Below are 25,705 nucleotides of genomic sequence, written 5' to 3' on the forward strand. Positions count from 1 at the left end.
GAAGGGCTGGCATGTCAAATGTATCGGCCCTTAAAAGGGACCTATGTCCCTATTCAGGACCTTTCCAGCGTTTCGAACGCATGAAAGTATTCAACCCAAAACAAAAAAAGCCGCGCATTAGCGCGGCTTTTTAATTTGGTGGGCCCACACGGACTCGAACCGTGGACCAAGGGATTATGAGTCCCCTGCTCTAACCAACTGAGCTATAGGCCCTCAGTAGGCCGCGGATTATAACGGCGGTTTCGATGCTGTGCTATCCGAAAAGTCCGAAAGAGTCGTACGAAGAAATTTCGAGCTGAATTCATCGGGTGGGAGAGGGAGGCTGACGATGTAGCCCTGGATCTGTTCGCAGCCTTCGTTGGCGAGGAATTGCTGTTGTTCGTTGTTCTCTACGCCTTCGGCGATGACGGTCAATTGCATGCTGCGGCCCAGGGCGATGATGGCGCGGACGATGGCGACGTCGTGTGGATCATCGGGCAGGCTGCGAACGAACGACTGGTCGATTTTCAGGATGTCCAGTGGCAAGCGTTTCAGGTAGCTCAGGGATGAGTAGCCTGTGCCGAAGTCATCAATGGCCAGTTGTACGCCGAGGGTTTTGAGTTTGTGCAGGACGGCGAGGGCTTCTTCGGCCTGGCTCATGATGAAGTTTTCGGTGATCTCCAGTTGCAGGCAGTCGGGGGCCAGGTTGTGGTCAGAGAGCAGTTGCTCGATCCGGGCCAGCAGATTGGGCTGGCGTAACTGTGCGCCAGCGAGGTTCACTGAGAGCGCGCCGAAAGGGGCGTAAAGCTTGTTCCACTCGTACAGTTGCAGGCAGGCGCGTTCCAGTACCCAATCGCCGATCTGCAGAATCATGCCATTCTCTTCAGCCAACGGAATGAAATGCTCAGGTGGTACTTCGCCAAAAGTGGGATGTGTCCAGCGAAGCAGGGCTTCTGCGCCAACCAGCTGTTGGCTGAGCAGGCTGATTTTCGGCTGATAGCAAAGGCTGAACTCATTACGCTCGATGGCTCGGCGCAGTTCATGTTCGAGAGCGATGCGGGCGCTGGCCTGTGAGGTCAGGTCCTGCGTATAGCTTTCAACGCGGTTGCGACCTTTGGCTTTTGAGCGGTACATGGCGGCGTCAGCATTCTTCACCACGGTAGCCACGTCGTGACCGTCGGTAGGGAACAGGCAACTGCCAATGCTGGCGCTCATGAAGAACTCATGTTCCCCGGCCTGAAACGGTGCGGTGAAGCAGGCCAGTAGCTTGGCGGCGATGGTTTCGGCGTCGCTCGGGTGCAGCAGGCCCGGCAGCAGGATGATGAACTCGTCTCCGCCCAGGCGCGCCACGGTGTCGATGTCGCGCAGGGTTTCTTTGAGGCGTTGTGCGATGCCCTTGAGCAGCAGGTCGCCCACGGGGTGTCCGAGGCTGTCATTGATGTGCTTGAAGCGATCAAGGTCAAGGAACAGCACCGCGCCAAGGCTGTTGGATTCCATGCTGTGCAGCAAGGCGGCTTGCAGGCGGTTTTCGAACAGCGTGCGATTGGGCAGACCGGTCAGCGGATCATGATGAGCTTGATAGTCCAGGCGTGCTTGAGCATGTTTGAGGCTTGAAATGTCGGCGAAGACTGCGACGAAGTGGGTGATGAACTGTTCCCTGTTTCGGACCGCGCTGATCGTCAGCCAGCTTGGGTAGACCTCCCCGTTTTTTCGGCGGTTTGTTATTTCTCCCTGCCAATGTCCTTCAGCGGTCAACTGGTACCACATGGCTGCATAGAACGCGCTGTCATGCAGACCTGAAGCCATCAGGCTTGGTGTTTGACCAAGCGCTTCCTGCTCGCTATAGCCGGTAATTTCGCTGAAGGCCCGATTGACCGCGTTTATTCGCTGTCGGGTATCGGTGATTAACACCCCCTCCGCAGTGCTCTCGAAGACAGTGGCAGCCAGTTGCAGCTTTTCCTGCATCTGATGACGCTCGGTGATGTCCCGGGCGATGGTCAGCATGCACGCTTCGCCGCCGATTAGCAGTGGCCGTGACGAGATTTCACACAGCCGAATCTGACCATCCTTGTGCCTGATGTGGCTACGAAAATCACGGACGAAACCTTCGCGGTTCAACTGCTCCAGCAGCTTGCTACGCTCGTCCAGATTCGCCCAGATTCCAAGATCGATGACGGACTGATCCAGTGAGGTCGAGCTTTCGTGACCGGTGATGCGGCTGAACCCTTCGTTGACCTCGACCAGCATCCCATCGCGCTGACGAGTAATCAGCAGGCCGTCCGGTGAGGAATGGAATGATTTGGCGAACTTCTCTTCAGACATCTGAAGTTCTTGCTGGGCCTGTTTGAGCTGGGTGATATCCCGCACGACAACGACTACCGCTGGCGTGGAGTCCAGGTCAAAAGGTTCGGCGGAAACCAGCCCGGAAAACATGCGGCCGTCTTTGCGCCGAAAGGGCATCTCAAGGTTGCGGATGCTGCCTTTCTGTAGTCGTTCCAGTATCCCGGGGCCTATGCCTGGAATGCCCCAGATGTCGAGTTCGGTGGGTGTGCGCCCAATGATGTCCTCCACGGGGAAGCCTATCTGGTCGACAAATGCGGTATTGGCTTCCAGAACGGCGCCGTCCACCAGGCTGGCAATCACCAGAATGTCCGGGCACTGAGCGAATACCGAGGCGAATTTACCTTCGGAAAGTCGCAGGGCTTCTTCGGTTTGCTTGGTTTCGCTGATGTCGATCATCAGCCCGCGCATGACGGACTTACGACCCTGCTTTATCAAACTGACGATGTCGCGTATCCAGAGTGTTCGGCCGTCAGCACTGATGACGCGGTAGTCGACACTGTGATCGTTGCCGCTGCTGGCGGCTTCTCTGCACAGCGCTTCAGTCTTCTGCAAGTCCTGAGGGTGCACGATGCTCTGCCAGAACCCAGGTTCCTTCCATTGATGAAGCGGGTAGCCCAGCAGGCTCTCAGCCTGAGGTGAGACGTAGTTGTAGCAATAATCTTCCGGGTTGGCCTCCCAGGCAATTGCCGACAGGCTCTCGACCATTCCGCGATAGTGATACTCGCTACTTCGGAGTTGTTGCTCCAGCTCCATCCTTCGGGTGATTTCCGAGCTCAGTTGACGGTTCACACGAATCACGATGATCAAGACAGTTGAAAGCAGCAAAAGCCCCGGCAGGCCGTATAGCAGGAAGCTTTCCTTGAGTGATGTGCCGCTGGTGCGTGGCATCAGCTCTGATCCGGATTCAGATGCTGTAGAGGGGGTGTTGATGCTCGTTGGGTTTGCACTGGCCGACGGCATGGATGACGTCGCATAAAGGGCCGTAGGTCCAGGGAGCGAGCTAACGCTCATGAATTGCGAAACCGAGATTACCCCGGAGTAAAGGGTAGAAAGGTCTTCCGTGTTCGCGGCAGCCGCTGTAGAACCTAGAGCGTACGTCAGAATAATGGCCGACAGTTGTAACATGGCAGCCTCATGATGGCGTGATGGCACTCCGAAGAGTGTAGCCGTAGTGAGAAAACCGTCACTCCAAGTTGAAAATTTGCGACCCATAATGCAAAACCCCCGGCAGGGCCGGGGGTTTTGTGTGCAGCTTTGCTCGCTTACTCGTCAAGGAACGAGCGCAAGTGCTCGCTTCTTGTCGGGTGGCGCAACTTACGCAGAGCCTTCGCCTCAATCTGACGAATACGCTCACGAGTCACGTCGAACTGTTTGCCCACTTCTTCCAGCGTGTGGTCGGTATTCATATCAATACCGAAGCGCATACGCAGAACCTTGGCTTCACGGGCGGTAAGGCCCGACAGAACTTCGCGAGTTGCTTCTTTCAAGCTTTCGACGGTAGCGACATCGATTGGCGACTGCATGGTCGAGTCTTCGATGAAGTCACCCAGGTGCGAATCTTCGTCATCACCGATCGGGGTTTCCATGGAGATCGGCTCTTTAGCGATCTTCAATACCTTGCGGATTTTATCCTCAGGCATTTCCATGCGTTCGCCCAACTCTTCCGGGGTCGGCTCGCGACCCATTTCCTGCAACATCTGCCGGGAAATACGGTTGAGTTTGTTGATCGTCTCGATCATGTGCACCGGAATACGGATGGTGCGTGCCTGGTCGGCGATCGAGCGAGTGATGGCCTGACGGATCCACCATGTGGCGTACGTCGAGAACTTGTAACCACGACGGTATTCGAACTTGTCCACCGCCTTCATCAAGCCGATGTTGCCTTCCTGGATCAGGTCGAGGAATTGCAGGCCACGGTTGGTGTACTTCTTGGCGATCGAGATCACCAGACGCAGGTTCGCTTCAACCATCTCTTTCTTCGCGCGACGGGCCTTGGCCTCGCCGATCGACATGCGACGGTTGATGTCCTTGATTTCAGCAATGGTCAGACCGGTTTCGGTCTGCAACGCGGTCAGCTTCTGCTGGCAACGCTGGATATCAGGCTGCAGGCGGCCAATGGCTTCAGCGTATTTGCTTTTGCCTTTAGCCAGCGCATCCGTCCAGCTTTCGTCGACTTCGTTGCCTGGGAACTGGCGAAGGAAATCGGCGCGCGGCATACGTGCATCACGTACGCACAGCTGCATGATGGCGCGTTCCTGAGCACGCAGGCGCTCAAGTGCGCTACGAACGCGTTCAACCAGACCTTCAAACTGTTTAGGAACCAGTTTGATCGGCATGAACAGCTCAGCCAGTGCAACCAGTTCGGCAATCGCTTGCTTGCTGTCACGGCCGTGCTTTTTCAGGGCTTTGCGGGTGATTTCCATTTGATCGGAAACCGCACCGAAACGCTGCTGGGCAATGATCGGATCGGGACCGCTTTCGACTTCTTCTTCGTCGTCAGAGGACTCGTCCTTCTCTTCCTCGTCGTCATCGCCTTCGGCAGCCTTGGCTGTTTTCGGGTCGACAGGCGGCGGGACTTCAGCTGGCGGCGCAATGCCGTCATCCGGGTCGATGTAGCCGCTCAGCACGTCGGACAGGCGACCGCCTTCCGTCGTGACACGGGTGTACTCGGAGAGAATGTGGTCAACCGTGCCAGGGAAGTGCGCAATTGCGCCCATCACTTCACGAATGCCTTCTTCGATACGTTTGGCGATTTCGATTTCGCCTTCACGTGTCAGAAGCTCGACCGTACCCATTTCACGCATATACATGCGCACAGGGTCAGTGGTGCGACCAATGTCGGTCTCAACCGCTGCCAACGCTGCGGCCGCTTCTTCTGCGGCTGCCTCATCGGTATCGGCGTCGGCCAGCATCAGGGCGTCCGCATCCGGGGCACTCTCGTGTACCGGGATCCCCATGTCATTAATCATGCGGATGATGTCTTCCACCTGCTCGGGATCTGAAATATCCTCAGGCAGGTGGTCGTTGACCTCTGCGTAAGTCAGATACTTCTGCTCACGACCCAGGGTGATCAACTCTTTGATACGAGACTGCTGTTGCGCTTTTCCGGACATAACACCCTATCCACTGAAGGTCTTGGCGGGCAAAAAACAAGCCGGGGATTATACCCGAGCTATGACCTCACGCGCCAGTTGAGGTCGGGGTTTGTGCAGGAACATTCCGATTTAACAGCTTGAGCAGCAGAAGTTTTTCCTCCGCGTCCAGGCCTGACTGGCGTTCCTTCCTGATTAATTGCTCCAGGCTTCGCTCGCGTTGGCGGGCGGATAACCTAGTTATAGTGTCGAAAAACTGTTGTTCAAGGTTATCGGCCGAGATCAACCATTCCTTTTCCGCTAATGCTCGCAGCAATCGGCCTTGTTCTGTGCCGTGCCAGCGGGCGATCAGTTGCAGCGAGCGCAGCTTCGGATTTTTTTGCAAGGCTTCGAGCAAAGCGACCAGTAGCTGCGCATAAATATGATCTTCTGCCGCCAGGTGGCTCGCATCTTCGACTTTCTCGGCCAGCTCCGGGTGATGCAGAAGTGTTCTCAATGCCGTCAACGTTGGTGGTTCGACGGTCGTCGGCGTCCGCGGGGCACGTGGTTCGTCATCTCCACGCTTACCTTTTTTGTCCCACGGCTTCTTTTCCCACTTTTTCTGGCCCTGGCCGCCGGATTTTTTCGGCGTCCATTCTTGCTGAGGGGCTTCGTATCCGACCTGTGGCTGGTAATCAGCATAGTCGGGCATCGCGTCGTAATCGAAGCCCGGGTCGTAACTCGGGGGCGCCTCCGCCGGTGCGTTCTGCACCAACTGGCTGACGTTTTCGTTGCTCAGGCCGGTTATCTGCGTCAGTCGCTGACGCATGAGCGTGCGCAAGTTGGCGCCGGGCACTTTGTCGATCAGCGGTGCTGCGAGGGTGGCCATGTGGGCCTTGCCCTCAAGGGAGCGTGGGTCTGCTTCCTTGGTTAGCTGTTCGAAGAAATAGTCGGCCAGCGGCTGCGCATGCTGATGAATGCGGGCCTTGAACGCGTCGGTACCTTCAGCGCGAACCAGAGTGTCCGGGTCTTCGCCTTCGGGCAGAAACAGAAATCGTGCGCGGCGTCCGTCCTGCAGGCTGGAAAGCGTTGCTTCCAGTGCGCGCCATGCGGCATTGCGACCCGCCTGGTCGCCGTCAAAGCAGAACAGGACGTTAGGTACAACCCGGAACAGCCGCTTCAAGTGTTCTTCGCTGGTCGCGGTGCCCAGTGTTGCAACGGCATTGCGCAAGCCTTGTTGGGCGAGAGCGATGACGTCCATGTAGCCTTCGACCACGATGATTTCATCGAGGTTGCGATTGAATTTGCGTGCTTCGAACAGGCCGTAAAGCTCTTGGCCCTTATGGAATACAGGTGTTTCCGGCGAGTTCAGGTATTTGGGCTTGTCGTCACCCAATACCCGTCCGCCAAAAGCGATGACCCGGCCGCGACTGTCGCGGATCGGAAACATCACCCGGTCGCGGAAGCGGTCATAGCGCTTGCCGGTTTCGGCATTCTCGATCAACAGGCCGGCATCAATCATGGCTTTCTGTTGAAGCGTATCGCTGCTCAAGTGCTTGTGCAGGTTGTCCCAGCCCGGCGGGGCAAAGCCAAGACCGAAGTCACGGGCGATCTCGCCGGAAAGGCCGCGACCTTTCAGGTATTCCACAGCGGCTCTGCGCGATGGATGGTTCTTCAGCGCAAGGCGGTAATACTCGGCGGCGGCTGTCAGCAGCGGGTAAAGCGGCGAGTCCACAGGCTGGCGGGGCTTTTGCCCTTTAGTACCTTGTTCTCTGGGAACTTCCATGCCCGCTGATTTCGCCAGGTCTTCGACGGCCTGGACGAAGTCCAGATTGTCGTGGTCCATGATGAAACCAAGGGCGTTACCCCCTGCGCCGCAACCAAAGCAGTAGTAGAACTGCTTGTCGGGGCTGACGCTGAAAGACGGCGTCTTTTCCTTGTGGAACGGGCAGCAGGCGCTGAAGTTTTTCCCGGTTTTCTTCAATTGCAGACGTGAGCTGACAACATCGACAATGTCGGTGCGGTTCAGGAGGTCGTCAATGAAGCCTTGGGGAATCAGCCCGGCCATATCGTTCTCATATCAAGCGTTCCGCCATGAGGCTCGTGGCGAATCCAGGATGTAACGGCTGCTGCAGGTCTTTCTGTAATGCCGCAAGGGCATGCACAGCCTGACTGGAGCGCGGCTGCTCATCATTATCTGGAATGGTAGCTGCCAGCAATCTACCCGTGACCCGCTGTTAACATCAGGCAGCAGAAATCAGGCAGTGGCGGCTTTTAAGCATGTTGCTGTTTGTAGCAAACCGAATACCGGTTACGGATTCGTTGTGCTCAGCGTGTCGAGGGCGACGCTGCCTTGGCTGAGCTTCTTGCGAAGATCATCAAGGCATACTCGTCATTCACCTTGATGCATTCGTCATAACGACGTGATCAACGTGGCCTGAATCTCAGGCGGGACGTGCTTTGAGGAAGTGTGAGGTGCGCGTGTGCGACCTGTGTGCTTCTTCGATGTAGCTTATGCGGTGCCTTAACTGCCGCTAGCCCGGCTTTGGGGCCGGGCATTGCAGAAGCTTGCGACAGACGTCTGTAAATTAATACAGACGAACGGCGCGGCGCTGTTCGCGCTGTACTTTCTTGGCGTGACGCTTAACAGCGGCTGCTGCTTTACGCTTACGCTCAGAAGTAGGCTTCTCGTAAAATTCGCGGCTACGAACTTCAGCCAGAACACCGGCTTTTTCGCAGGAGCGCTTGAAACGACGCAGAGCTACGTCGAAGGGTTCGTTCTCTTTAACTTTGACGGCTGGCATCCAGAGCTACCTTCATTCATTACCGGGGTCAACGTCTCGTGCAAAGACTGCACATAAGTACGTCGGTTTTTAAGGGTTGCGGATGTTAACCCCTCATTGAGAGGAATGCAAAGCCTCTGATCGAAAACCGCTGGTCGGGGCATCGGACGGCGACTATTATGCGCGCCTTCGAATTCAGCCTAAACAAGGCGCAAACCCATGCTAGTACTGGGATTAGAAACCTCTTGCGACGAAACCGGCGTCGCGCTCTACGACAGTGAGCGCGGGCTGCTGGCCGACGCATTGTTCAGTCAAATCGACCTGCATCGTGCTTATGGCGGTGTGGTGCCGGAGCTTGCTTCGCGTGATCACGTCAAGCGCATGTTGCCTTTGATTCGTCAGGTCATAGCCGATGCGGGTGTTGTCGCTACAGACATCGATGCTATCGCATACACAGCAGGGCCGGGCCTTGTAGGCGCTTTGCTGGTCGGCGCCTCGTGCGCTCAGGCGCTGGCGTTCGCGTGGGATATTCCTGCGCTGGGCGTTCACCACATGGAAGGTCACTTGCTGGCCCCGATGCTGGAAGCGCAGCCGCCGGAGTTTCCGTTCGTCGCTTTGTTGGTGTCCGGTGGTCACACGCAACTGGTTCGGGTTGATGGCATTGGCCTGTATGAGTTGCTGGGCGAGACGCTGGATGACGCTGCGGGCGAAGCCTTCGACAAAACGGCAAAGATGATGGGCCTGCAGTATCCAGGCGGACCTGAAATTGCGGCACTGGCGACCAAAGGTGTGGCCGGGCGTTTTGTCTTTCCGCGTCCAATGACGGATCGCCCGGGGCTGGACTTCAGCTTCAGTGGCCTGAAAACCTCCACGTTGACGACCTGGCAGCAGTGCCAAAGTGTCGGAGACGACAGCGAGCAGACTCGTTGCGACATCTCGCTGGCCTTCCAGCAGGCAGTGGTGGAGACTTTGACCATCAAATGCAAGCGGGCACTGAAGCAGACCGGCATGAAGCGTCTGGTGATTGCGGGCGGCGTAAGCGCCAACAAGTCCCTGCGCGCGTCTCTGGAAAAAATGCTGGGCGAGCTCAAGGGCAATGTTTTCTATGCGCGCCCTGAGTTTTGCACTGACAACGGCGCGATGATCGCTTTTGCCGGATGCCAGCGTTTATTGGCGGGGCAGAAGGAAGATCTGAGCATCAGCGTTCAGGCTCGCTGGCCGATGGAGCAGTTGCAAGGTTTGTAGGTTCAAGGATTTAAACCGGCGACGTGAGGCGGATTCATTCAGGCGATTCAAAAATGCCGTTCGCGCCCGGCAAACAGGTCGCGTAGATTGCCCCGGTGCCGCCAGACAATCAGCAGCGTGAGCAGAGTCATCGGCAGCAACGCTCGTGGTTCTTGCCAGGCGAGCAATGGCAGCGTCAGCGGGGTAGCGACCAGGGCCGCGATCGAGCTGGTGCGGGTCATATAGAACATCAGCCCCCACGCACACATTGCCAGGATGGCGGCGGGCGGATAAAGCCCCAGCAGTACACCGGCGGCAGTGGCGACGCCTTTGCCACCGCGGAAGCGAAAGTAGAGCGGGAACAGATGACCCAGCACCGCGCAGAGCCCAATCCAGGCCTGCGCTCTTGGGTCCATCCCGGCGAGATTGGCGATCAGTACCGGCAGCAGGCCTTTGCACAGGTCGCCGAGCAGCGTCAGGATCGCGAGTTTTTTGCCGGCCAGACGCAACATGTTGGTCGCGCCCGCATTGCCAGAGCCGCTGGCGCGCGGGTCCGGGCTGCCAGTGAGGCGGCTCAGGAGAATGGCGAAGGACAGTGAGCCAAGCAGGTAGGCGAAAATCGCCAGTAACCAAAACATGCTAACTATTCCGGGCTGGGAAGCCCTGATTCTAACGGCGCATCGCGCCCTTGTCGTGCAGTGGAGAGTGGTGTTTGGACAGAGTTTTCATTGAAGGTCTGGAAGTCGATACCGTTATCGGTGCTTACGACTGGGAGCGGGGCATTCGCCAGTGTCTGCGCCTGGACCTGAGTTTTGCCTGGGATAATCGACCAGCCGCTGCTGGTGATGACCTGAGCAAGGCACTCGACTACGCCAGCGTCTCCACTCGCATTCTGGATTTTGCCGACAAGGCGCAGTTCCAGTTGGTGGAGACCTTTGCCGAACGATTGGCGGAAGTGCTTATGAGTGAGTTCCAGATTCCCTGGCTGCACTTGAAACTGACCAAGCCCGGCGCGGTTGCAGCTGCTGCTGGTGTGGGCGTGGAGATCGAGCGCGGATGTCGCTGACACGGGTTTACCTTGGTTTGGGCAGTAACATTGAGCGCGAGAAGCACCTGATTGCGGGGCTGGAGGCGCTGGATGGCTTCGTCAGCGATATCGTTTGTTCTCCGGTGTTTGAAAGTCAGCCAGTCGGAATCAAGAGTGGTCTGTTCTTCAACCTTGTAGTAACGGGTTTGACCGCGCTGCCGTTGATGGAGCTTGACCGCCGCTTGAAGTTTATCGAAGCCGATAACGGGCGTTACGCTCCGGATCGAAAGGGGCTGCCGCTGGATATCGACGTGCTCCTGTACGGCGATCAGGTCGGTGACTTCGACGGTTTGATCCTGCCTCGTGCCGAGATCCTCAAAAACGCCTTCGTGCTATGGCCGTTGTCACTAATTGCGCCTGAGCGTCTGCATCCTGAGGCTGGCGCCACTTTTGAGCAGCTCTGGGAGCGCGCGAAAATTGAGCAACAGCTGTGGCCGGTTTCGTTTGAATGGCGGGGCAGGCAATTGACGCCGCAGAGCTTGCTAGGCAAGGGTTGAGAAAATTGTAGGAACGACCGGCGGGGCGCTCCACCTTGTTCGCGAAAAAGCAATGACGCGGCTTGCCTGAAAGACTACATCGACCGCATTCGCGGGCAAGCCTCGCTCCAACGGATTCGCCAAACCTGTGGGAGATTCTATGTTTGCCCGCAAGCGTTTTCTGATTTTTATCCTGTAGGACCGGCTTCAGCCGGGAGGGCGTTGTAGCTTTGTCAGATATCTTTCGGCAGAAATACCGCCCTCCCGGCTGAAGCCGGTCCTACGGATTGAAAGCAGACATAGAACCTCCCACAGGGAATCAATCCGGTTTAAGCACTGCCGCTCAGCTGTTGTACTGCGCCTTGTAAACCTTCAACGCATCCAGTCGTTCGGCTTTGAGTGCTTCGCCCAGTTCTTGACCCTTGAAGCCCTTTTCGATCAGTGGCTGCACCGAAACCGCGCGTGCCGCTTCAGCTGCGCCGCGCAGGTATTCGGCTTGCGGGTAATCGCGCTGTTCAAAACCGTGTCGGCCTCGGGCATCCATTTCGCAGGCAATGATGAAGTCTTCGAAGCGCTGAGGCCGACGATAGACGTCAAAACTGTGCAGCAAATCCAGCACCGTTGAAGGCTTAAGCTCCAATGCCCGGTGGCCATGGGTGTGGTATTGGCCTACAAGCAATGCCAATTCCTGACACTCCCGTGGCACCTTGAAGCGAGCATTAACCGCCTTGATCAACCGCAAGCCCGTATGTTCGTGGGCAATATGCCTCGGCCATTCGTCTTCGGGCGTCAGACCTTTCCCCAAGTCGTGAAGCAAGCAGGCCCAACGCACGCTCAGCGGTTGCTGGTGGATGGCAGCCTGTTGCAGAACGCTCAGCACATGCTCGCCGGTGTCTATTTCAGGATGGTGGGCGGGCGGCTGAGGGACGCCGAACAGCGCGTCAACTTCTGGCAAAAGCTCCTTCAGAGCGCCGCAGTCACGCAACACCCGAATAAATACTTGTGGCTGTTTTTCCATGAGCGCGCGGGAAATTTCCTTCCAGCTGCGTTCCGGGGTCAGCGCATCAAGTTCGCCTGATTCGCTGAGCTGACGCATCAGTTCCAGCGTTTCAGGCGCGATGCTGAAACCTTCCGGCGCGTAGCGTGCGGCAAAGCGGGCTACACGCAAGACTCGCAGTGGATCTTCGGCGAACGCGGGGGAAACGTGGCGTAAAACGCGGGCCTCTAAGTCACGCTGGCCGCCGTAAGGGTCGGTCAGATTGCCCTCTTTATCTTCGGCGATGGCGTTGATGGTCAGGTCGCGACGGATCAAGTCATCTTCGAGGGTAACGTCAGGGCTGGCGTGAAACACGAAGCCGCCGTATCCGCGTCCACTTTTGCGTTCGGTACGGGCCAAGGCATATTCCTCGCCCGTCAGTGGGTGAAGAAAAACCGGAAAGTCGATACCCACCGGACGATAGCCCTTGATCAGCATTTCATCGGTAGTCGCGCCGACCACTACCCAATCCACATCGGTAACCGGTTTGCCCAGCAGACGGTCGCGCACCGCGCCACCGACTTTATAGATCTGCATAAAAAACCTCCGTAAGCGCGACAGGATAAACCCTGTGTCGCTCTTGCGGAGGTAAAACCTAATCAATAGTCATAGGGTGCCAAACAAATACCTCGCTGAGCAATCCCATCAAGCAGGCGTTCTAGAGGTGTACTACCGCCATATCAAGCCGGGGATATTCACTGTCGGCATGCTCGCTCTTTGGAGGGACGTGATGAGTTTTCATGACTTGGTCGCCTTGCAGCGTTTCCAGGTGGATATCAAACCCCCAGAGCCGATGCAGGTGCTTAAGCACCTCGTCGGTGGATTCAGACAGTGGTTTACGGTCGTGCTGCTGATGGCGAAGCGTCAATGAGCGGTCGCCGCGGCGATCGATGCTGTAGATCTGCACGTTGGGCTCACGATTGCCCAGGTTGTACTGCGCCGCCAGCGTTTCGCGGATGATCCGGTAACCAGGCTCATCGTGAATGGCTGGCACCACCAGATCGTCTTTCTGATCGTCGTCCATGATGCTGAACAGTTTCAGATCCCGGATCACTTTGGGTGACAGGTACTGAAGGATGAAGCTCTCGTCCTTGAAGCTGCTCATGGCAAACTTCACGGCAGTCAGCCAATCCGTGCCAGCAAGTTCGGGGAACCAGCGGTAATCTTCCTCGGTAGGCTCTTCACACATGCGGCGTATATCGCGATACATGGCGAAACCCAGCGTGTAGGGGTTGATGCCGCTGTAATAAGGGCTGTCGAAACCAGGTTGATAGATGACGCTGGTGTGCGAGGTCAGGAACTCCATCATGAAGCCGTCGGTGACCAGGCCCTCGTCATACAGGTCGTTCATCAGCGTGTAGTGCCAGAACGTCGCCCAGCCTTCGTTCATCACCTGAGTCTGGCGCTGCGGATAGAAGTACTGCGCAATCTTGCGCACGATACGTACGATTTCACGCTGCCATGGTTCCAGCAGAGGTGCATGTTTTTCGATGAAGTAGAGGATGTTTTCCTGCGGTTCTGCGGGGAAACGAGCGTTGTCCTCTTTGCTGTTTTTGTCGGCGTTTTTAGGGATAGTGCGCCACAGATCATTGATCTGTTTCTGAAGATGCTCTTCCCGGTCTTTCTGTCGGCGGCGTTCTTCTTCGGCCGAGATTGGGTAAGGGCGTTTATAGCGGTCCACGCCATAGTTCATGAGTGCATGGCAGGAGTCGAGCAAGTCCTCGACGGCATCGATCCCATGGCGCTCTTCGCATTGCATGATGTACTGCTTGGCAAACACCAGGTAATCAATGATCGAGCTGGCGTCGGTCCAGGTTCGGAACAGGTAGTTCCCCTTGAAAAAGCTGTTGTGCCCGTAGCAGGCGTGGGCCACTACCAGTGCCTGCATGCAGATGGTGTTCTCTTCCATCAGGTAAGCGATACAAGGATCAGAGTTGATGACGATTTCATAGGCCAGACCCATCTGGCCACGTGTGTAGGATTTCTCCGTGCTCAGGAAGTGTTTGCCGTAGGACCAGTGGTGATAGCCCAAGGGCATACCCACTGAGGCATAAGCATCCATCATCTGCTCGGCCGTGATCACTTCAATCTGGTTGGGATAGGTATCCAGCGCATAGCGTTCCGCGATACGGCTGATCTCGCGGTCGTAGGCCTGAATGAGTTCAAACGTCCACTCGGAACCGGTGGACAGGGGTTGGCGCTTCTGCTCTCTAGCGGTCATGTCACTAACCTGCGCTGGAAGAGTTCACGGAATACCGGATAGATATCACCGGCAGAGACCAGCTGCTGCTGGGCAAACGTGTCGGCGAATGCTTCACCGATACGTTCGTATTCGAACCACAAGGCCTGATGTTCACGTGGAGTAATCTCCACGTACGTGTAGTACTGAACAAACGGCATGATCTGCTTGATCAGAATGTCGCGACAAATAGGCGAGTCGTCATTCCAGTTGTCGCCGTCCGACGCTTGGGCTGCGTAGATATTCCATTCGTTGGTGGGATAACGCTCAGCCATGATTTCCTGCATCAGCTTGAGTGCGCTGGAAACTATGGTGCCGCCGGTTTCCCGCGAATAGAAAAATTCTTCCTCGTCGACTTCCCGGGCGCTGGTGTGGTGGCGGATGAAGACCACTTCAATCTTGTCGTAATTACGCTTGAGGAACAGGTACAACAGGATGAAGAAGCGCTTGGCGATATCTTTGGTGGCCTGGGTCATGGAGCCGGAAACGTCCATCAGGCAGAACATGACCGCTTTGGAGCTTGGGTTTGGTTGTTTGACCAGCAGGTTGTATTTGAGGTCGAAGGTATCGAGATACGGTACCCGGCGAATGCGGGCCTTCAGGCGATCAACTTCAGACTCCAGCTCCTGAATATCGCCGAAGTTGTCGGGTTCTTCGCGCTTCAGACGATCCAGCTCAGTGATGGTTTCTCTGAGTTTGGCGCGGCTGCTGCCGGACAGTGCAATGCGACGCGCGTGAGCGGAACGAAGGGTGCGGATGATATTGATGCGCGAAGGGTTGCCCTCGTTGCTGATCCCGGCGCGGACGGTTTTGAAGGTGTCTGTGCCGGTCAGGTTGCGTTTGACCAGGTTGGGCAGTTCGAGGTCTTCGAACATGAACTCCAGAAACTCTTCCTGAGTAATCTGAAAGACAAACTCATCCATGCCTTCGCCGGAATTACTGGCTTTGCCTGGCCCTTTGCCTCCGCCACCGCCTTGTGGGCGGGCGATGTGCTCACCCGAGGTGAATTCCTTGTTGCCCGGATGAACCACGGTCTGCTTGCCGCCACGACCGTGATGGAGCACCGGTTCGTCGATGTCGCGACCGGGAATGCTGATTTGCTCGCCATGTTCCATATCAGTGATGGAGCGGCGGCTGACGGCTTCTTCGACTGCTTTCTTGATGTGATCACGGTAACGCCGCAAAAACCGCTGGCGGTTTACCGTGCTCTTGTTCTTGCCATTGAGACGTCGGTCGATCACATAGCTCATAGGCCCCTCCGGGGAGCTTCAAGTTGTGAGCTGCAAGCTGCAAGTAGAAGCAATTACCCGGCTATCAGATTTCACGTGCTTCGTTCTTGCAGCTTGTAGCTGGACGCTTGCAGCTGCCTTACTGCGACTTCCGGACCCGTAGGTACCATTCGGAAAGAAGCCGTACCTGTTTGTCGGTATAGCCCCGCTCGACCATCCTGGTAACAAAGTCGTTGTGTTTCTGTTGATCCTCTTTGCTGGCTTTTGCGTTGAAGCTGATGACGGGAAGGAGGTCCTCGGTGTTGGAGAACATTTTCTTCTCGATCACCACGCGCAGTTTCTCGTAGCTGAGCCAGGTCGGGTTTTTGCCGTTGTTGTTAGCGCGGGCCCGCAATACGAAGTTGACGATTTCGTTACGGAAATCCTTCGGATTACTGATGCCGGCCGGTTTCTCGATCTTTTCCAGTTCTTCGTTCAGGGCCACGCGGTTGAGGATTTCTCCGGTTTCCGGGTCGCGGTATTCCTGATCCTGAATCCAGAAGTCCGCGTACAGCACGTAGCGGTCAAAGATGTTTTGTCCATATTCGCTGTAGGACTCCAGATACGCGGTCTGTATTTCCTTGCCGATGAACTCGATGTAGCGCGGTGCCAGGTATTCCTTGATGAACCGTAGATAGCGCTCGCGGGTTTCAGCCTGGAATTGCTCCTGCTCGATCTGCTGCTCCAGCACGTACAACAAATGCACCGGGTTGGCTGCGATTTCGTGTGGATCGAAGTTGAACACCTTGGAAAGAATCTTGAACGCAAAACGTGTGGACAGGCCATTCATGCCTTCATCGACGCCTGCGCCGTCGCGGTACTCCTGAATCGACTTGGCCTTTGGATCGGTATCCTTGAGGTTTTCGCCGTCATACACGCGCATCTTGGAGTAGATGTTGGAGTTATCCGGCTCTTTCAAGCGCGACAGGGTGGTGAACTGTGCGAGCATTTTCAGGGTGTCTGGCGCGCAATGGGCCTTGGACAATGAGCTATTGAACAGAAGCTTGTCGTAAATCTTGATCTCATCGCTCACGCGCAGGCAGTACGGCACTTTGACGATGTAGATCCGGTCGATAAACGCTTCGTTGTTCTTGTTATTGCGGAAGCTGTGCCATTCCGATTCGTTGGAGTGGGCCAGCAGAATACCGGTGAACGGAATCGCGCCCAGGCCTTCGGTACTGTTGTAGTTACCTTCCTGGGTAGCGGTAAGCAGTGGGTGCAGCACCTTGATCGGTGCCTTGAACATTTCGACGAATTCCATCAGGCCCTGGTTGGCCCGGCACAGCGCGCCAGAATAGCTGTAGGCGTCGGCGTCGTTCTGTGGGTATTCCTCGAGTTTGCGGATATCGACCTTACCCACCAGTGCAGAAATGTCCTGGTTGTTCTCGTCGCCCGGCTCGGTTTTGGCCACCGCGATCTGGTTGAGAATCGATGGATAGAGTTTGACCACTTTGAACTGGCTGATGTCGCCCCCGAACTCAGCCAGACGTTTGGTCGCCCAGGGCGACATGATGGTGCTCAGATAGCGACGCGGGATACCGAAGTCTTCTTCGAGAATCGCACCGTCTTCGGTTGCGTTGAACAAACCGAGCGGAGATTCGAAAACCGGCGAGCCCTTGATCGCGTAGAACGGGACTTTTTCGATCAGTTGTTTGAGTTTTTCAGCCAGCGATGACTTACCGCCACCCACCGGGCCGAGCAGGTAAAGGATCTGTTTCTTCTCTTCCAGGCCCTGAGCGGCATGGCGGAAGTACGAGACGATCTGGTCAATGCATTCTTCCATCCCATGGAAGTCAGCAAAGGCCGGGTAGCGGCGGATGACCTTATTGGAAAAGATCCTCGAGAGCCGAGAGTTGGTTGAAGTATCAACCAGCTCTGGCTCGCCGATAGCAAGCAACAGTCTTTCTGCCGCAGACGCGTAGGCGCTGCGATCCTGCTTACAGAGCTCTAGATACTCCTGTAAGGAGAGCTCCTCCTGCCGTGTCGATTCAAAGCGTTGTTGGAAGTGGCTAAAAATACTCATGACGTCACCTCGCTCGATACGTAGAGCCGGCGGCGGATCGTCAGTCGATGTTGGCAGCAGCCGAGAATCCGGATGCCGTTTACCCCCCAAACACCATAAAAGTAGCTACCGATGACCCACGCGCCGGTGTACCGGCTCTCCCCTGATTACGGATGGCCTGAGGCTAAGGATAGTTCGGAATCGGAAAGATAAAGAAGGGATGAGCAGAAAGACTGACAGACCGTCCGTCAGTTAGGTCGCGAGCCCGCGCAGGACGCGGGATCAACTGCAATAAAAATATTTTCTGTCAGCTCTGGGCTGTGTCGGCTGGAAAGGTGTTGCGCCATAGCTCGAAGCCACCATCCAGGCTGTATACATCGGAGAAACCCTGATTCACCAGATAAGCCGCGGCGCTCTGGCTGGAGTTACCGTGATAGCAGACTACGACCACCGGTTTATCCAGGTCGGCATTGCGGATGAAGTCGGTAATGGATTGGTTGTCCAGATGTTGGGAATCAGGGATGTGATTGCCGGCGAAGGCCTGTGGATCGCGAACGTCCACCAGCACGGCACCTTGTTCGCGAAGGGCTTGAGCCTGTTCTGGCGGGATACGTTTGAATTCGGTCATGGTTGGCTCCTTGAAGATTGTGGCTCAGTGGTTATTCCTGTGCAGACTGTGTGAAAACTACTGCGCTCGGCAATACTGCGTTAAAAACAGGCGAAAAATGCTCATTTAGAACACTAGAGTCGGACGCGACCCCGGCCGTTTTTCGTCTGTTTTTGCCTTGTCTTGCCGTCGCTCGCTACGTTTTCACACAGTCTGTGTGGGAGCGAATTCATTCGCGAAAGCGGTGTGTCAGCCGTTGATGTATTGCACGCGGCCCCCTTTTCGCGAATGAATTCGCTCCCACAGGATCGCAATTAATTCGAGTCTGGAGTTTAACGCCTGATCACGCCTGCCGGGTCATGCAGAATGGTTCGGGTCGCACCTGATTCAGCATTACCGTGCTCATCGCAATCGCAGAGATACCGCTCGAAGGTATCGACATTAAGCATTGTCATCGCAGAGCCCCAGACGCAGCCGGTGTCCAGCGCGTAGACATCGGGCTCATCGCAACGGCCCTCCAGCGCAGCCCAGTGACCGAAGATGATTTTCACATCGCGGGTCCTGCGCTCCGGATGCTTGAACCAGGGCGCATAGCCGGGCAGGGCGGTTTCGATTCCTTCCTTGCCCTTGAGGTCCAGTTTGCCGTCGCTGGTGCAGAAGCGCATGCGGGTGAAGTAATTGGTGATAACCCGTAGCCGTGCAACGCCATGCAGTTCGGGGTCCCACTTGTTTGGCTCGTTGCCATACATTCCGTCAAGGAACGGGTGGTAGAGCGAGTCATCAAGCAGGGTGGCTTCCACCTCAGCAGCCAGCTTGAGGGCTTTCTTCAAGGTCCACTGTGGTGGAATACCCGCGTGAGCCATGGCAACGTTGCGCTCGGCATCGTAGTGCAGCAGCTTTTGCCGACGTACCCATTGCAGCAGATCGTCGCGATCGGGTGCCTCAAGAATGGGACGCAGCGTATCGCCTTTCTTCAGGCGCTCAATGTTGCGCGACGCGGCAAGCATATGCAGATCGTGGTTGCCGAGTACGCAGGTGACCGAGTCTCGGATGCTGTAAAGAAAGCGCAGGGTTTCCAGCGATTGAGGTCCACGATTGACCAGATCGCCTACCAGCCAGAGGTGATCCCTGGCCGGGTCGAAATTCACATGTTCCAGCAGGCACTGCAGTGGCTCGAGGCAACCTTGCAGGTCACCAACGGCGTACACCGCCATCAGTGAAGAGACCCCGGTACCGCCAGGCGAAACGGAGCGATGACCGCATCGAAGCGCTTGCCGTCGTCTGCGAGCATTTGATATGAGCCCTGCATGTTGCCAACTTTGGTCGTCATCACGGTGCCGCTGCTGTACGTATGACTCTTCCCGGCAGCAATCAAAGGTTGTTGCCCCACCACGCCCTCACCGCGTACCTCTTCGACATGGCCATCACCATCAGTGATTACCCAATGCCGGGACATCAACTTGGCAGGCAATTCGCCGCTATTGTGGACGGTGACGGTGTAGGCAAAGGCAAAGCGATTCTGCTCGGGTTGTGACTGCTCTGCCAGGAAGCGTGTGACGACGCTGACGTCGACCTGGTATCGGGAATCGGGCATTCGGAAGGCCTTGGAAGCGGATGCGGATAAAACCGGAAAGCCGGTGGAATCAGTCTAGGACATGTAAACGATAAATGACCAATCAGACTTCGATCATCTACATGTCCTTTGGGCTCAGGCCGGTGCTGGCATTTCGCTCAGTTTGTCAGCGAGGCGAACGAATGCGGCCAGGTCCAGTTGCTCGGGGCGCAGACTGCCATCGACCCCCGCAGCAGTAATATCGTCACTGCTAAGCAGTAACTTGAGTGTGTTGCGCAATGTCTTGCGGCGCTGGTTAAACGCTTCACGTACCACGCGCTCCAGCAGGCGATGATCCTTGGCCGGATGCGGCAGTGTTTCGTGGGGCACAAGGCGGACAATTGCCGAGTCCACCTTTGGCGGCGGGTTGAAAGCGCCCGGTCCGACGTTGAACAGGTGCTCAACCCGGCAATGATACTGAACCATGATCGACAGGCGACCGTAATCACCGCCGCCGGGAACCGCTGCCATGCGCTCAACCACTTCCTTCTGCAGCATGAAGTGCATGTCGCGAATCAGGTTGGCGTTGTGCAGCAGATGGAAAATCAGCGGCGTGGAGATGTTGTAAGGCAGGTTGCCGACGACGCGCAGGCTATTGGCCGGTGCGTCGAGCGAAGTGAAGTCGAATTTCAGTGCATCGCCTTGATGCAGGTTGAAATTGGGCTTGTTGCCAAACTGGTGGATCAGGATCGGGATCAGGTCTTTGTCCAGTTCCACGACGTCCAGCTGTGCGCCGCTGCCGAGCAAGCCTTGGGTCAGGGCGCCCTGGCCGGGCCCGATCTCAAGCAGGCGATCTTCCGGACGGGCACGTATGGCTCGCAGGATCTTGTCGATCACGCCCGCGTCATGCAGGAAGTTTTGTCCGAAGCGCTTGCGCGCCTTGTGTTGAAATTGCTCGGTCATGAATGGGTCTCGGCCATCTGATAGGCGGTTTCCAGAGCGACCTGCAGGCTGCCGGTGTCGATTTTGCCAGTGCCTGCCAGATCCAGCGCAGTGCCGTGGTCGACAGAGGTGCGAACAATCGGCAAGCCGAGGGTCACGTTGACAGCAGCACCGAAGCCTTTGTACTTGAGTACAGGCAGGCCCTGGTCGTGGTACATCGCCAGCACTGCGTCGCAGTGCTCCAGATATTTGGGGGTAAACAGAGTGTCGGCTGGCAGTGGCCCGCGTAGATCCAGGCCCTCGCTGCGCAGACGCTCCAAAGCAGGTTCTATGATGTCGATCTCTTCGCGCCCCAGGTGCCCGCTTTCACCGGCGTGGGGGTTAAGCCCGCACACCAGGATACGCGGCCGGGCGATGCCGAACTTGTTCACCAGATCCGCGTGAAGAATGCGTGTCACACGTTTCAGACGCTCAGGGGTAATAGCGTCGGCGACCTCGCGTAGCGGCAGGTGAGTGGTGACCAGCGCGACGCGCAGATCGCCGGTGGCCAGCATCATCACCACCTGTTCAGTCCCGGTCAGCTCGGCAAGAAATTCGGTGTGACCAGAAAAGGCGATGCCGCTTTCGTTGATGACGCCCTTGTGGACCGGGGCCGTTATCATCCCGGCGAAGTGGCCGTCCATGCAGCCTTGTCCGGCGCGGGACAGGGTTTGCAGAACGAACGCGCCATTGGCCTTGTTCAGTCGGCCCGTAATCACCGGCTCTTGCAGTGGCGTATCCCAGACGTAAAGGCTGCCGGCAGGAGCGGCAGTGTCCGGGAAGGCATCAGGTGTGACGCAGATCAGATCGACAACCACGCCCAACTGCGCGGCCCGCTCGGTGAGCAGGTCGCGGCTGGTAATGGCAATAAGGGGGTGTGGCTGAAGTTGCGTGGCGAGCAGCAGGCAAAGGTCAGGACCAATGCCGGCCGGCTCGCCGGGTGTCAGTGCGAAACGCCGGGGTTTCACTGTGCAGCCTGGGCTGCGCCAGGGAGCTTGATCTCAACGTAGGCTTCGTCACGGATCTGACGCAACCAGGTTTGCAGCTCTTCGTCATACTTGCGGTTGCGCAATACCATCAAGGCTTGCTGGTCGCGCGCCTGGTTGGTAGCGTCCGTAGCGCGACGGCCAAGAACTTCCAGCACGTGCCAGCCATAAGCAGTCTTGAACGGCTTGGACAAAGTGCCTTGCGGCGTGTCGTTCATGACCTGACGGAACTCCGGAACCAGCGAGTTCGGGTCAACCCAGTTCAGGTCACCACCGTTGAGTGCCGAGCCCGGATCTTCCGAGAAGCTCTTCGCCAGTTCAGCGAAGTCATCGCCGTTCTGGATGCGATCATAGATCTTCTGCGCCAGACGCCGTGTTTCTTCTTCGCTACGAATTTCGCTTGGCTTGATCAGGATATGACGCACGTGTACTTCGTCGCGCATCTGTGCCTGACCCTGACCGCCGCGCTTCTCCAGCAGCTTGAGGATGATGAAGCCGCCCGGAGTACGGGCTGGAGGCGTAACGTCGCCAACCGGCATCGAACCCAGCATGTCACCAAATGGAGGAGGCAGTTGAGCGGCTTTACGCCAGCCCATGTCGCCACCTTCAAGGGCGCTTTCGCTGGCCGAGTTGGCAATGGCTGCCTGACCGAAGTCAGCGCCTTGCTTGAGCTTGCTGTACAGATCCTGAGCCTTGCGAGCCGCAGCCTGAATCTGGTCTGACGATGCACTGTCAGGGGTAGCAATCAGGATGTTCGCCAGGTGGAACTCTTCGGACAGTTGAGCCTGACCCTGGCCGGAAGCCAGGAAGTTTTTCACTTCCTGCTCCGAAACCTGAATGCGCTCGGCCACACGGCGTTGACGCACCCGGCTGATGATCATTTCCCGACGAACCTGCTCGCGCGCGTCGTTATAGGAAAGACCGTCATGGGCCAGCGCGGCGCGGAATTGTTCCACGCTCATGTTGTTGCGTTCAGCGATGGTACCGATTGCCTGGTTCAGCTCTTCGTCAGTGATGCGAATGCCGGAGCGGTCGCCTATCTGCAGTTGCAGGTTTTCCAGAATCAGACGTTCCAGAACCTGTGGCTGCAAGGCCTCTGCAGGAGGAACACCTGAGCCGCGTTTGGCAATGGTCTGTTGAACTTCGCGGACACGCTGGTCCACCTGGCTCTTCATGATCACATCGTTATCGACGATGGCTGCAACACTGTCCAGTTGCTGAACTGCAGCGTTGGCTGCAGTTCCCAGGAGTAACGCGCCCAGCATTAGCGGGCGCAGACAATCAGAAAGCTTGGTCTTCACGTTCACGATAACCTTGGATGCCTTTGTCGAGGAAGCTATCTACTTTGGCGCCGGTCACGCCGCCTAGCCCCTTCAACACGATTTGTAGGAATACGCCGCGGTCGCCTTTTTCGTTCTCAGGCTCGTTCTGGCTGAACTCGTCGTAATCGACCCAGTAGCGACTGATCAGGCGCAGTTTCCAGCAGCAATTGTCATATTCGAAACCACCGAAAGCTTCGATCGTGCGGTTGCGGTTGTAGTCGAACTGCCAGCGGCTGATTGCGTTCCACTGCGGAACGATCGGCCAGATGACCGAGAAGTCGTGTTGCTGGATCTTGTAGTAGTCCTTCACGTACCCCGGTTGACCTGGAGTACCGTAATCCCCACCCATGACCCATCTGCCAGTGTTCTGGTCATAACGGATCTGATCATTACGATAGCGGTAGCCAGCGTTGATGACCTTGTTCGGGTTGTCTTCAGGCTGGTAGTGGAACATCGCACTGCCGGAGCGTGTGCTGCGGCTGTCCGGGTCCCAGTTGAAGTCCGAGTTGAAGCGCAGGTCGCGGTTGAAGCGGTATTCGTACTCGAGCGCGTAAGGCGATACGTTGGCTTGCGCGTCATCACGGTCTCTGAAAGCTACGCCTGGCAGTTGTACTTCACGATCCTTGAAGTAGATCGCCTGGCCAATGCTGAAGCGTTGACGTTCGAATCCGTTGTCTTCGATCCAGCGGTTGGTAACACCCAGCGACAGCTTGTTTTCGTCGCCAATGCGGTCGGAGCCGACAAAGCGATTATCGCGGAACAGCGAGCTGTAGTTGAACGTGGTTTCAGAGGTATCGAATACCGGGATGTCAGACTGGTCTTTCTCTGGAACATAAAGATAGAACAGGCGTGGCTCCAGGGTTTGACGATAATCCTTGCCGAACCAGTTTGTATTGCGGTCGAAGTACAGGCCGCTGTCGACACTGAATATCGGTACGCTGCGGCTTTGGCTGCTGCTGTACTCTTCGCCCTGAAGCAGGCTTGCCTTGCCTTGGCTGTCCAGATCCAGTTCGTACTGGGTATAGACATATTTCAGCTTCGGCGTCAGGTAGCCGTAACTCCAGTTCAGCGGCAGGCTGACCGACGGGGCCAGATTCAGGCGATCACCATTGGCACGGGCCAGACCCGACACGCGAGTGTCCAGACGCGCCTCTGCGTTGCCGTCTTGGTCAATGTAGTTGCCGTCGCGCAGGTCGCGGTCAAATCGTACGGCTTCGGTTTGGTAGTCGAACTGCAATCCACCCGGGTTGTAAGGCAGAGACCCGTTGAATGTGATTTGCGGCAACCTGTCGTACGGTGTGATTTGGGACACCGTCGCCAGCTTGTAAGCCTGCGCGTTGATCGCAGCGGTATAGGTGTCTCCCCGATACGTCAAAGAGCCCTGCTGATTGATATAGGTGCGGGTTTCCACGCCAATCTGGCTGGTTTCCAGATCCTGGAAGTAATACGGGTCACTTATATCGGTGTAGTCGACCTGAGTCAGCCAGCGCGAATCGAGGCCGCCTTTGTGCTGCCAGTTCATCATCCAGCGAGTGTCTTTGTAATCCGTCTGCTCTTTGCGCTCGTCATCGTCGTCGTTGAGGTATGCGCCGCCAAATTGACCTTCGCTGCTTTTGGTCAGGTAGCGGAACTCGCCTTCCATCAACATGCCGCGTTTGGACATGTAGCGAGGATAGAGCGTGGCATCGTAGTTCGGTGCCAGGTTGAAATAGTACGGCGTTACCAGCATGAAGCCGGTATCACTGCTGGTGCTGATGGACGGCGGCAGGAAGCCTGACTGGCGGCGGTCATCGATCGGGAAGTAGATATACGGTGTGTAGAACACCGGTATGTCTTTGACCCGAAGCGTTGCGTTGGTCGCCGTACCGAAACCGGTGGCCGGGTTCAGCGTGATGTTGTTGCCTTTGAGCGTCCACGCGTTGCTGTTCGGTTCGCACGTGGTGTACGTACCGTCCTTGAGGCGAATGATCGCGTTCTCGGCACGCTTGGCGTAAAGGGCGTTACCGCGCACGTTCGACTTGTGCAGCACGTACTCTGCGTTGTCGATCTGGGCCTCACCGGTGTCCAGTTGCAGCTCGGCACGGTCACCGACGATGAGAGCGCCGTTGTCGCGCATACGGACATCGCCGTTCAACTCGCCGCGGTTTTCGGCTTGATACAGGTTGGCCTCCTGGGCCTGGACCTGCATGCTGCCCTGACGCAGAACGACGTCACCGGCCAGCGAAGCAATCTGCTCTTCTTGCTGATAACGCGAAGCCTTGGCACCGATGAACATCGGCGCGTCTTTCTTCGGCGTCTTGTCATCCATGCCAGGACGAATCGGCTCGACGTAGGCCCCGGAACAGTAAGGTCCGGTTTCTGCGAGCTGGGCAGGCGTCAGGCTTTCGCGAGGAACCCAGTCAAGGTGGCTGTAGTCAGCACTGCGCGACTTGAGACCGCGCCCTTTGGCTTCGGTCACCAACTGCGGCTTGGCCACGGCAGGTTCGCTGGTGGAGCTACTGTCCGAAGTGACAGTGCCGTTGGAGCTGACCGACGTCGTGCTGTGCACTGGACGCGGAGGCAGCTCGACTGCATTGCTTTTCGGCGCGCAATTCCAGGCACCCGAAGCAGAGACTGAGCAGTCATACTGTTCGGCGGCTACCGCGAACTGAGTGGCTAAAGGTTGCATCGCCAGCAAACTGCCGGTTATGAGCAACGGAAACTTTCTACGAAACGCGGGGGATTTCAATGCCATCTTATTAATCCGGGC

General features: G+C 56.7%; 18 protein-coding genes, 1 tRNA gene and 1 pseudogene. 3 read left to right on the plus strand and 17 right to left on the minus strand.

Annotation, left to right across the window (positions count from 1 at the left end; genetic code table 11):
- Positions 1-136: 136 nt before the first annotated feature.
- The 5 genes and pseudogenes from KDX30_RS14005 to rpsU all read right to left on the minus strand — a co-directional run bounded on the left by KDX30_RS14005 (position 137) and on the right by rpsU (position 8,197).
- Positions 137-213, minus strand: a tRNA-Ile gene (locus tag KDX30_RS14005).
- A gap of 15 nt (positions 214-228) precedes the next feature.
- Positions 229-3,171: pseudogene (locus KDX30_RS14010) on the minus strand (sensor domain-containing protein); the annotation flags it as partial.
- Positions 3,172-3,584: 413 nt separating this feature from the next.
- Positions 3,585-5,435, minus strand: coding sequence for an RNA polymerase sigma factor RpoD (rpoD, locus tag KDX30_RS14015; RefSeq protein ID WP_027899464.1), 1,851 nt, complete (start codon positions 5,433-5,435; stop codon positions 3,585-3,587).
- A 67-nt stretch (positions 5,436-5,502) separates the two neighbouring features.
- Positions 5,503-7,461, minus strand: coding sequence for a DNA primase (gene dnaG / locus KDX30_RS14020; protein WP_027899463.1), 1,959 nt, complete (start codon positions 7,459-7,461; stop codon positions 5,503-5,505).
- A gap of 520 nt (positions 7,462-7,981) precedes the next feature.
- Complete coding sequence (gene rpsU, locus KDX30_RS14025) at positions 7,982-8,197, minus strand: 30S ribosomal protein S21 (RefSeq protein WP_002551877.1); 216 nt, start codon at positions 8,195-8,197, stop codon at positions 7,982-7,984.
- Positions 8,198-8,395: 198 nt separating this feature from the next.
- Between rpsU and tsaD the strand changes: the two genes are divergently transcribed.
- Positions 8,396-9,421, plus strand: a complete 1,026-nt coding sequence (tsaD, locus tag KDX30_RS14030) for a tRNA (adenosine(37)-N6)-threonylcarbamoyltransferase complex transferase subunit TsaD (protein WP_027899462.1) — start codon at positions 8,396-8,398, stop codon at positions 9,419-9,421.
- A 47-nt stretch (positions 9,422-9,468) separates the two neighbouring features.
- Here tsaD and plsY read toward each other — a convergent pair whose 3' ends face one another.
- Complete coding sequence (plsY, locus tag KDX30_RS14035; RefSeq protein ID WP_122706839.1) at positions 9,469-10,038, minus strand: glycerol-3-phosphate 1-O-acyltransferase PlsY; 570 nt, start codon at positions 10,036-10,038, stop codon at positions 9,469-9,471.
- Positions 10,039-10,112: 74 nt separating this feature from the next.
- On the opposite strand from plsY, the gene folB reads away from it, so the two are divergent.
- Together folB and folK are read left to right on the plus strand one after the other, a co-directional pair.
- Positions 10,113-10,466, plus strand: a complete 354-nt coding sequence (gene folB, locus KDX30_RS14040) for a dihydroneopterin aldolase (protein ID WP_027899460.1) — start codon at positions 10,113-10,115, stop codon at positions 10,464-10,466.
- Positions 10,457-10,984, plus strand: coding sequence for a 2-amino-4-hydroxy-6-hydroxymethyldihydropteridine diphosphokinase (folK, locus tag KDX30_RS14045; RefSeq protein WP_231676378.1), 528 nt, complete (start codon positions 10,457-10,459; stop codon positions 10,982-10,984). The genes folB and folK overlap by 10 nt, the downstream gene beginning before the upstream one ends.
- Positions 10,985-11,306: 322 nt before the next feature.
- Here folK and KDX30_RS14050 read toward each other — a convergent pair whose 3' ends face one another.
- The 11 genes from KDX30_RS14050 to KDX30_RS14100 all read right to left on the minus strand — a co-directional run bounded on the left by KDX30_RS14050 (position 11,307) and on the right by KDX30_RS14100 (position 25,690).
- Complete coding sequence (locus KDX30_RS14050; protein WP_122706835.1) at positions 11,307-12,536, minus strand: multifunctional CCA addition/repair protein; 1,230 nt, start codon at positions 12,534-12,536, stop codon at positions 11,307-11,309.
- Between the two features lie 121 nt (positions 12,537-12,657).
- Entirely contained in the window at positions 12,658-14,220 is a 1,563-nt protein-coding gene (locus KDX30_RS14055; protein ID WP_099268474.1) for a SpoVR family protein, read from the minus strand.
- Complete coding sequence (locus KDX30_RS14060) at positions 14,217-15,488, minus strand: YeaH/YhbH family protein (RefSeq protein WP_027899457.1); 1,272 nt, start codon at positions 15,486-15,488, stop codon at positions 14,217-14,219. The genes KDX30_RS14055 and KDX30_RS14060 overlap by 4 nt, the downstream gene beginning before the upstream one ends.
- Before the next feature lie 118 nt (positions 15,489-15,606).
- Positions 15,607-17,529 carry a PrkA family serine protein kinase gene (locus tag KDX30_RS14065; RefSeq protein ID WP_027899456.1) on the minus strand — a complete coding sequence of 641 codons (1,923 nt, stop codon included), beginning with the start codon at positions 17,527-17,529 and terminating at the stop codon, positions 15,607-15,609.
- A 286-nt stretch (positions 17,530-17,815) separates the two neighbouring features.
- Positions 17,816-18,136: a thiosulfate sulfurtransferase GlpE gene (glpE, locus tag KDX30_RS14070; protein ID WP_231676380.1), complete on the minus strand. Its 321-nt coding sequence runs from the start codon at positions 18,134-18,136 to the stop codon at positions 17,816-17,818.
- Positions 18,137-18,447: 311 nt separating this feature from the next.
- Positions 18,448-19,329, minus strand: a complete 882-nt coding sequence (locus KDX30_RS14075) for a symmetrical bis(5'-nucleosyl)-tetraphosphatase (protein ID WP_027899454.1) — start codon at positions 19,327-19,329, stop codon at positions 18,448-18,450.
- Positions 19,329-19,709, minus strand: a complete 381-nt coding sequence (gene apaG, locus KDX30_RS14080; protein WP_027899453.1) for a Co2+/Mg2+ efflux protein ApaG — start codon at positions 19,707-19,709, stop codon at positions 19,329-19,331. The genes KDX30_RS14075 and apaG overlap by 1 nt, the downstream gene beginning before the upstream one ends.
- Before the next feature lie 114 nt (positions 19,710-19,823).
- A complete protein-coding gene (gene rsmA, locus KDX30_RS14085) occupies positions 19,824-20,630 on the minus strand; it encodes a 16S rRNA (adenine(1518)-N(6)/adenine(1519)-N(6))-dimethyltransferase RsmA (protein WP_231676383.1) in 807 nt (268 codons plus the stop codon).
- Positions 20,627-21,616, minus strand: a complete 990-nt coding sequence (gene pdxA, locus KDX30_RS14090; protein ID WP_231676386.1) for a 4-hydroxythreonine-4-phosphate dehydrogenase PdxA — start codon at positions 21,614-21,616, stop codon at positions 20,627-20,629. Before pdxA ends, rsmA begins: the two co-directional genes overlap by 4 nt.
- Positions 21,613-22,935, minus strand: coding sequence for a peptidylprolyl isomerase (locus KDX30_RS14095; RefSeq protein WP_231676389.1), 1,323 nt, complete (start codon positions 22,933-22,935; stop codon positions 21,613-21,615). The genes pdxA and KDX30_RS14095 overlap by 4 nt, the downstream gene beginning before the upstream one ends.
- Positions 22,916-25,690 (minus strand): LPS-assembly protein LptD, encoded by a 2,775-nt coding sequence (locus KDX30_RS14100; protein ID WP_231676392.1) that lies wholly within the window; start codon positions 25,688-25,690, stop codon positions 22,916-22,918. Before KDX30_RS14100 ends, KDX30_RS14095 begins: the two co-directional genes overlap by 20 nt.
- Between the last annotated feature and the right edge of the window lie 15 nt (positions 25,691-25,705).

The organism is Pseudomonas quasicaspiana, assembly GCF_021147825.1.
GTDB classification, from domain to species: domain Bacteria; phylum Pseudomonadota; class Gammaproteobacteria; order Pseudomonadales; family Pseudomonadaceae; genus Aquipseudomonas; species Aquipseudomonas quasicaspiana.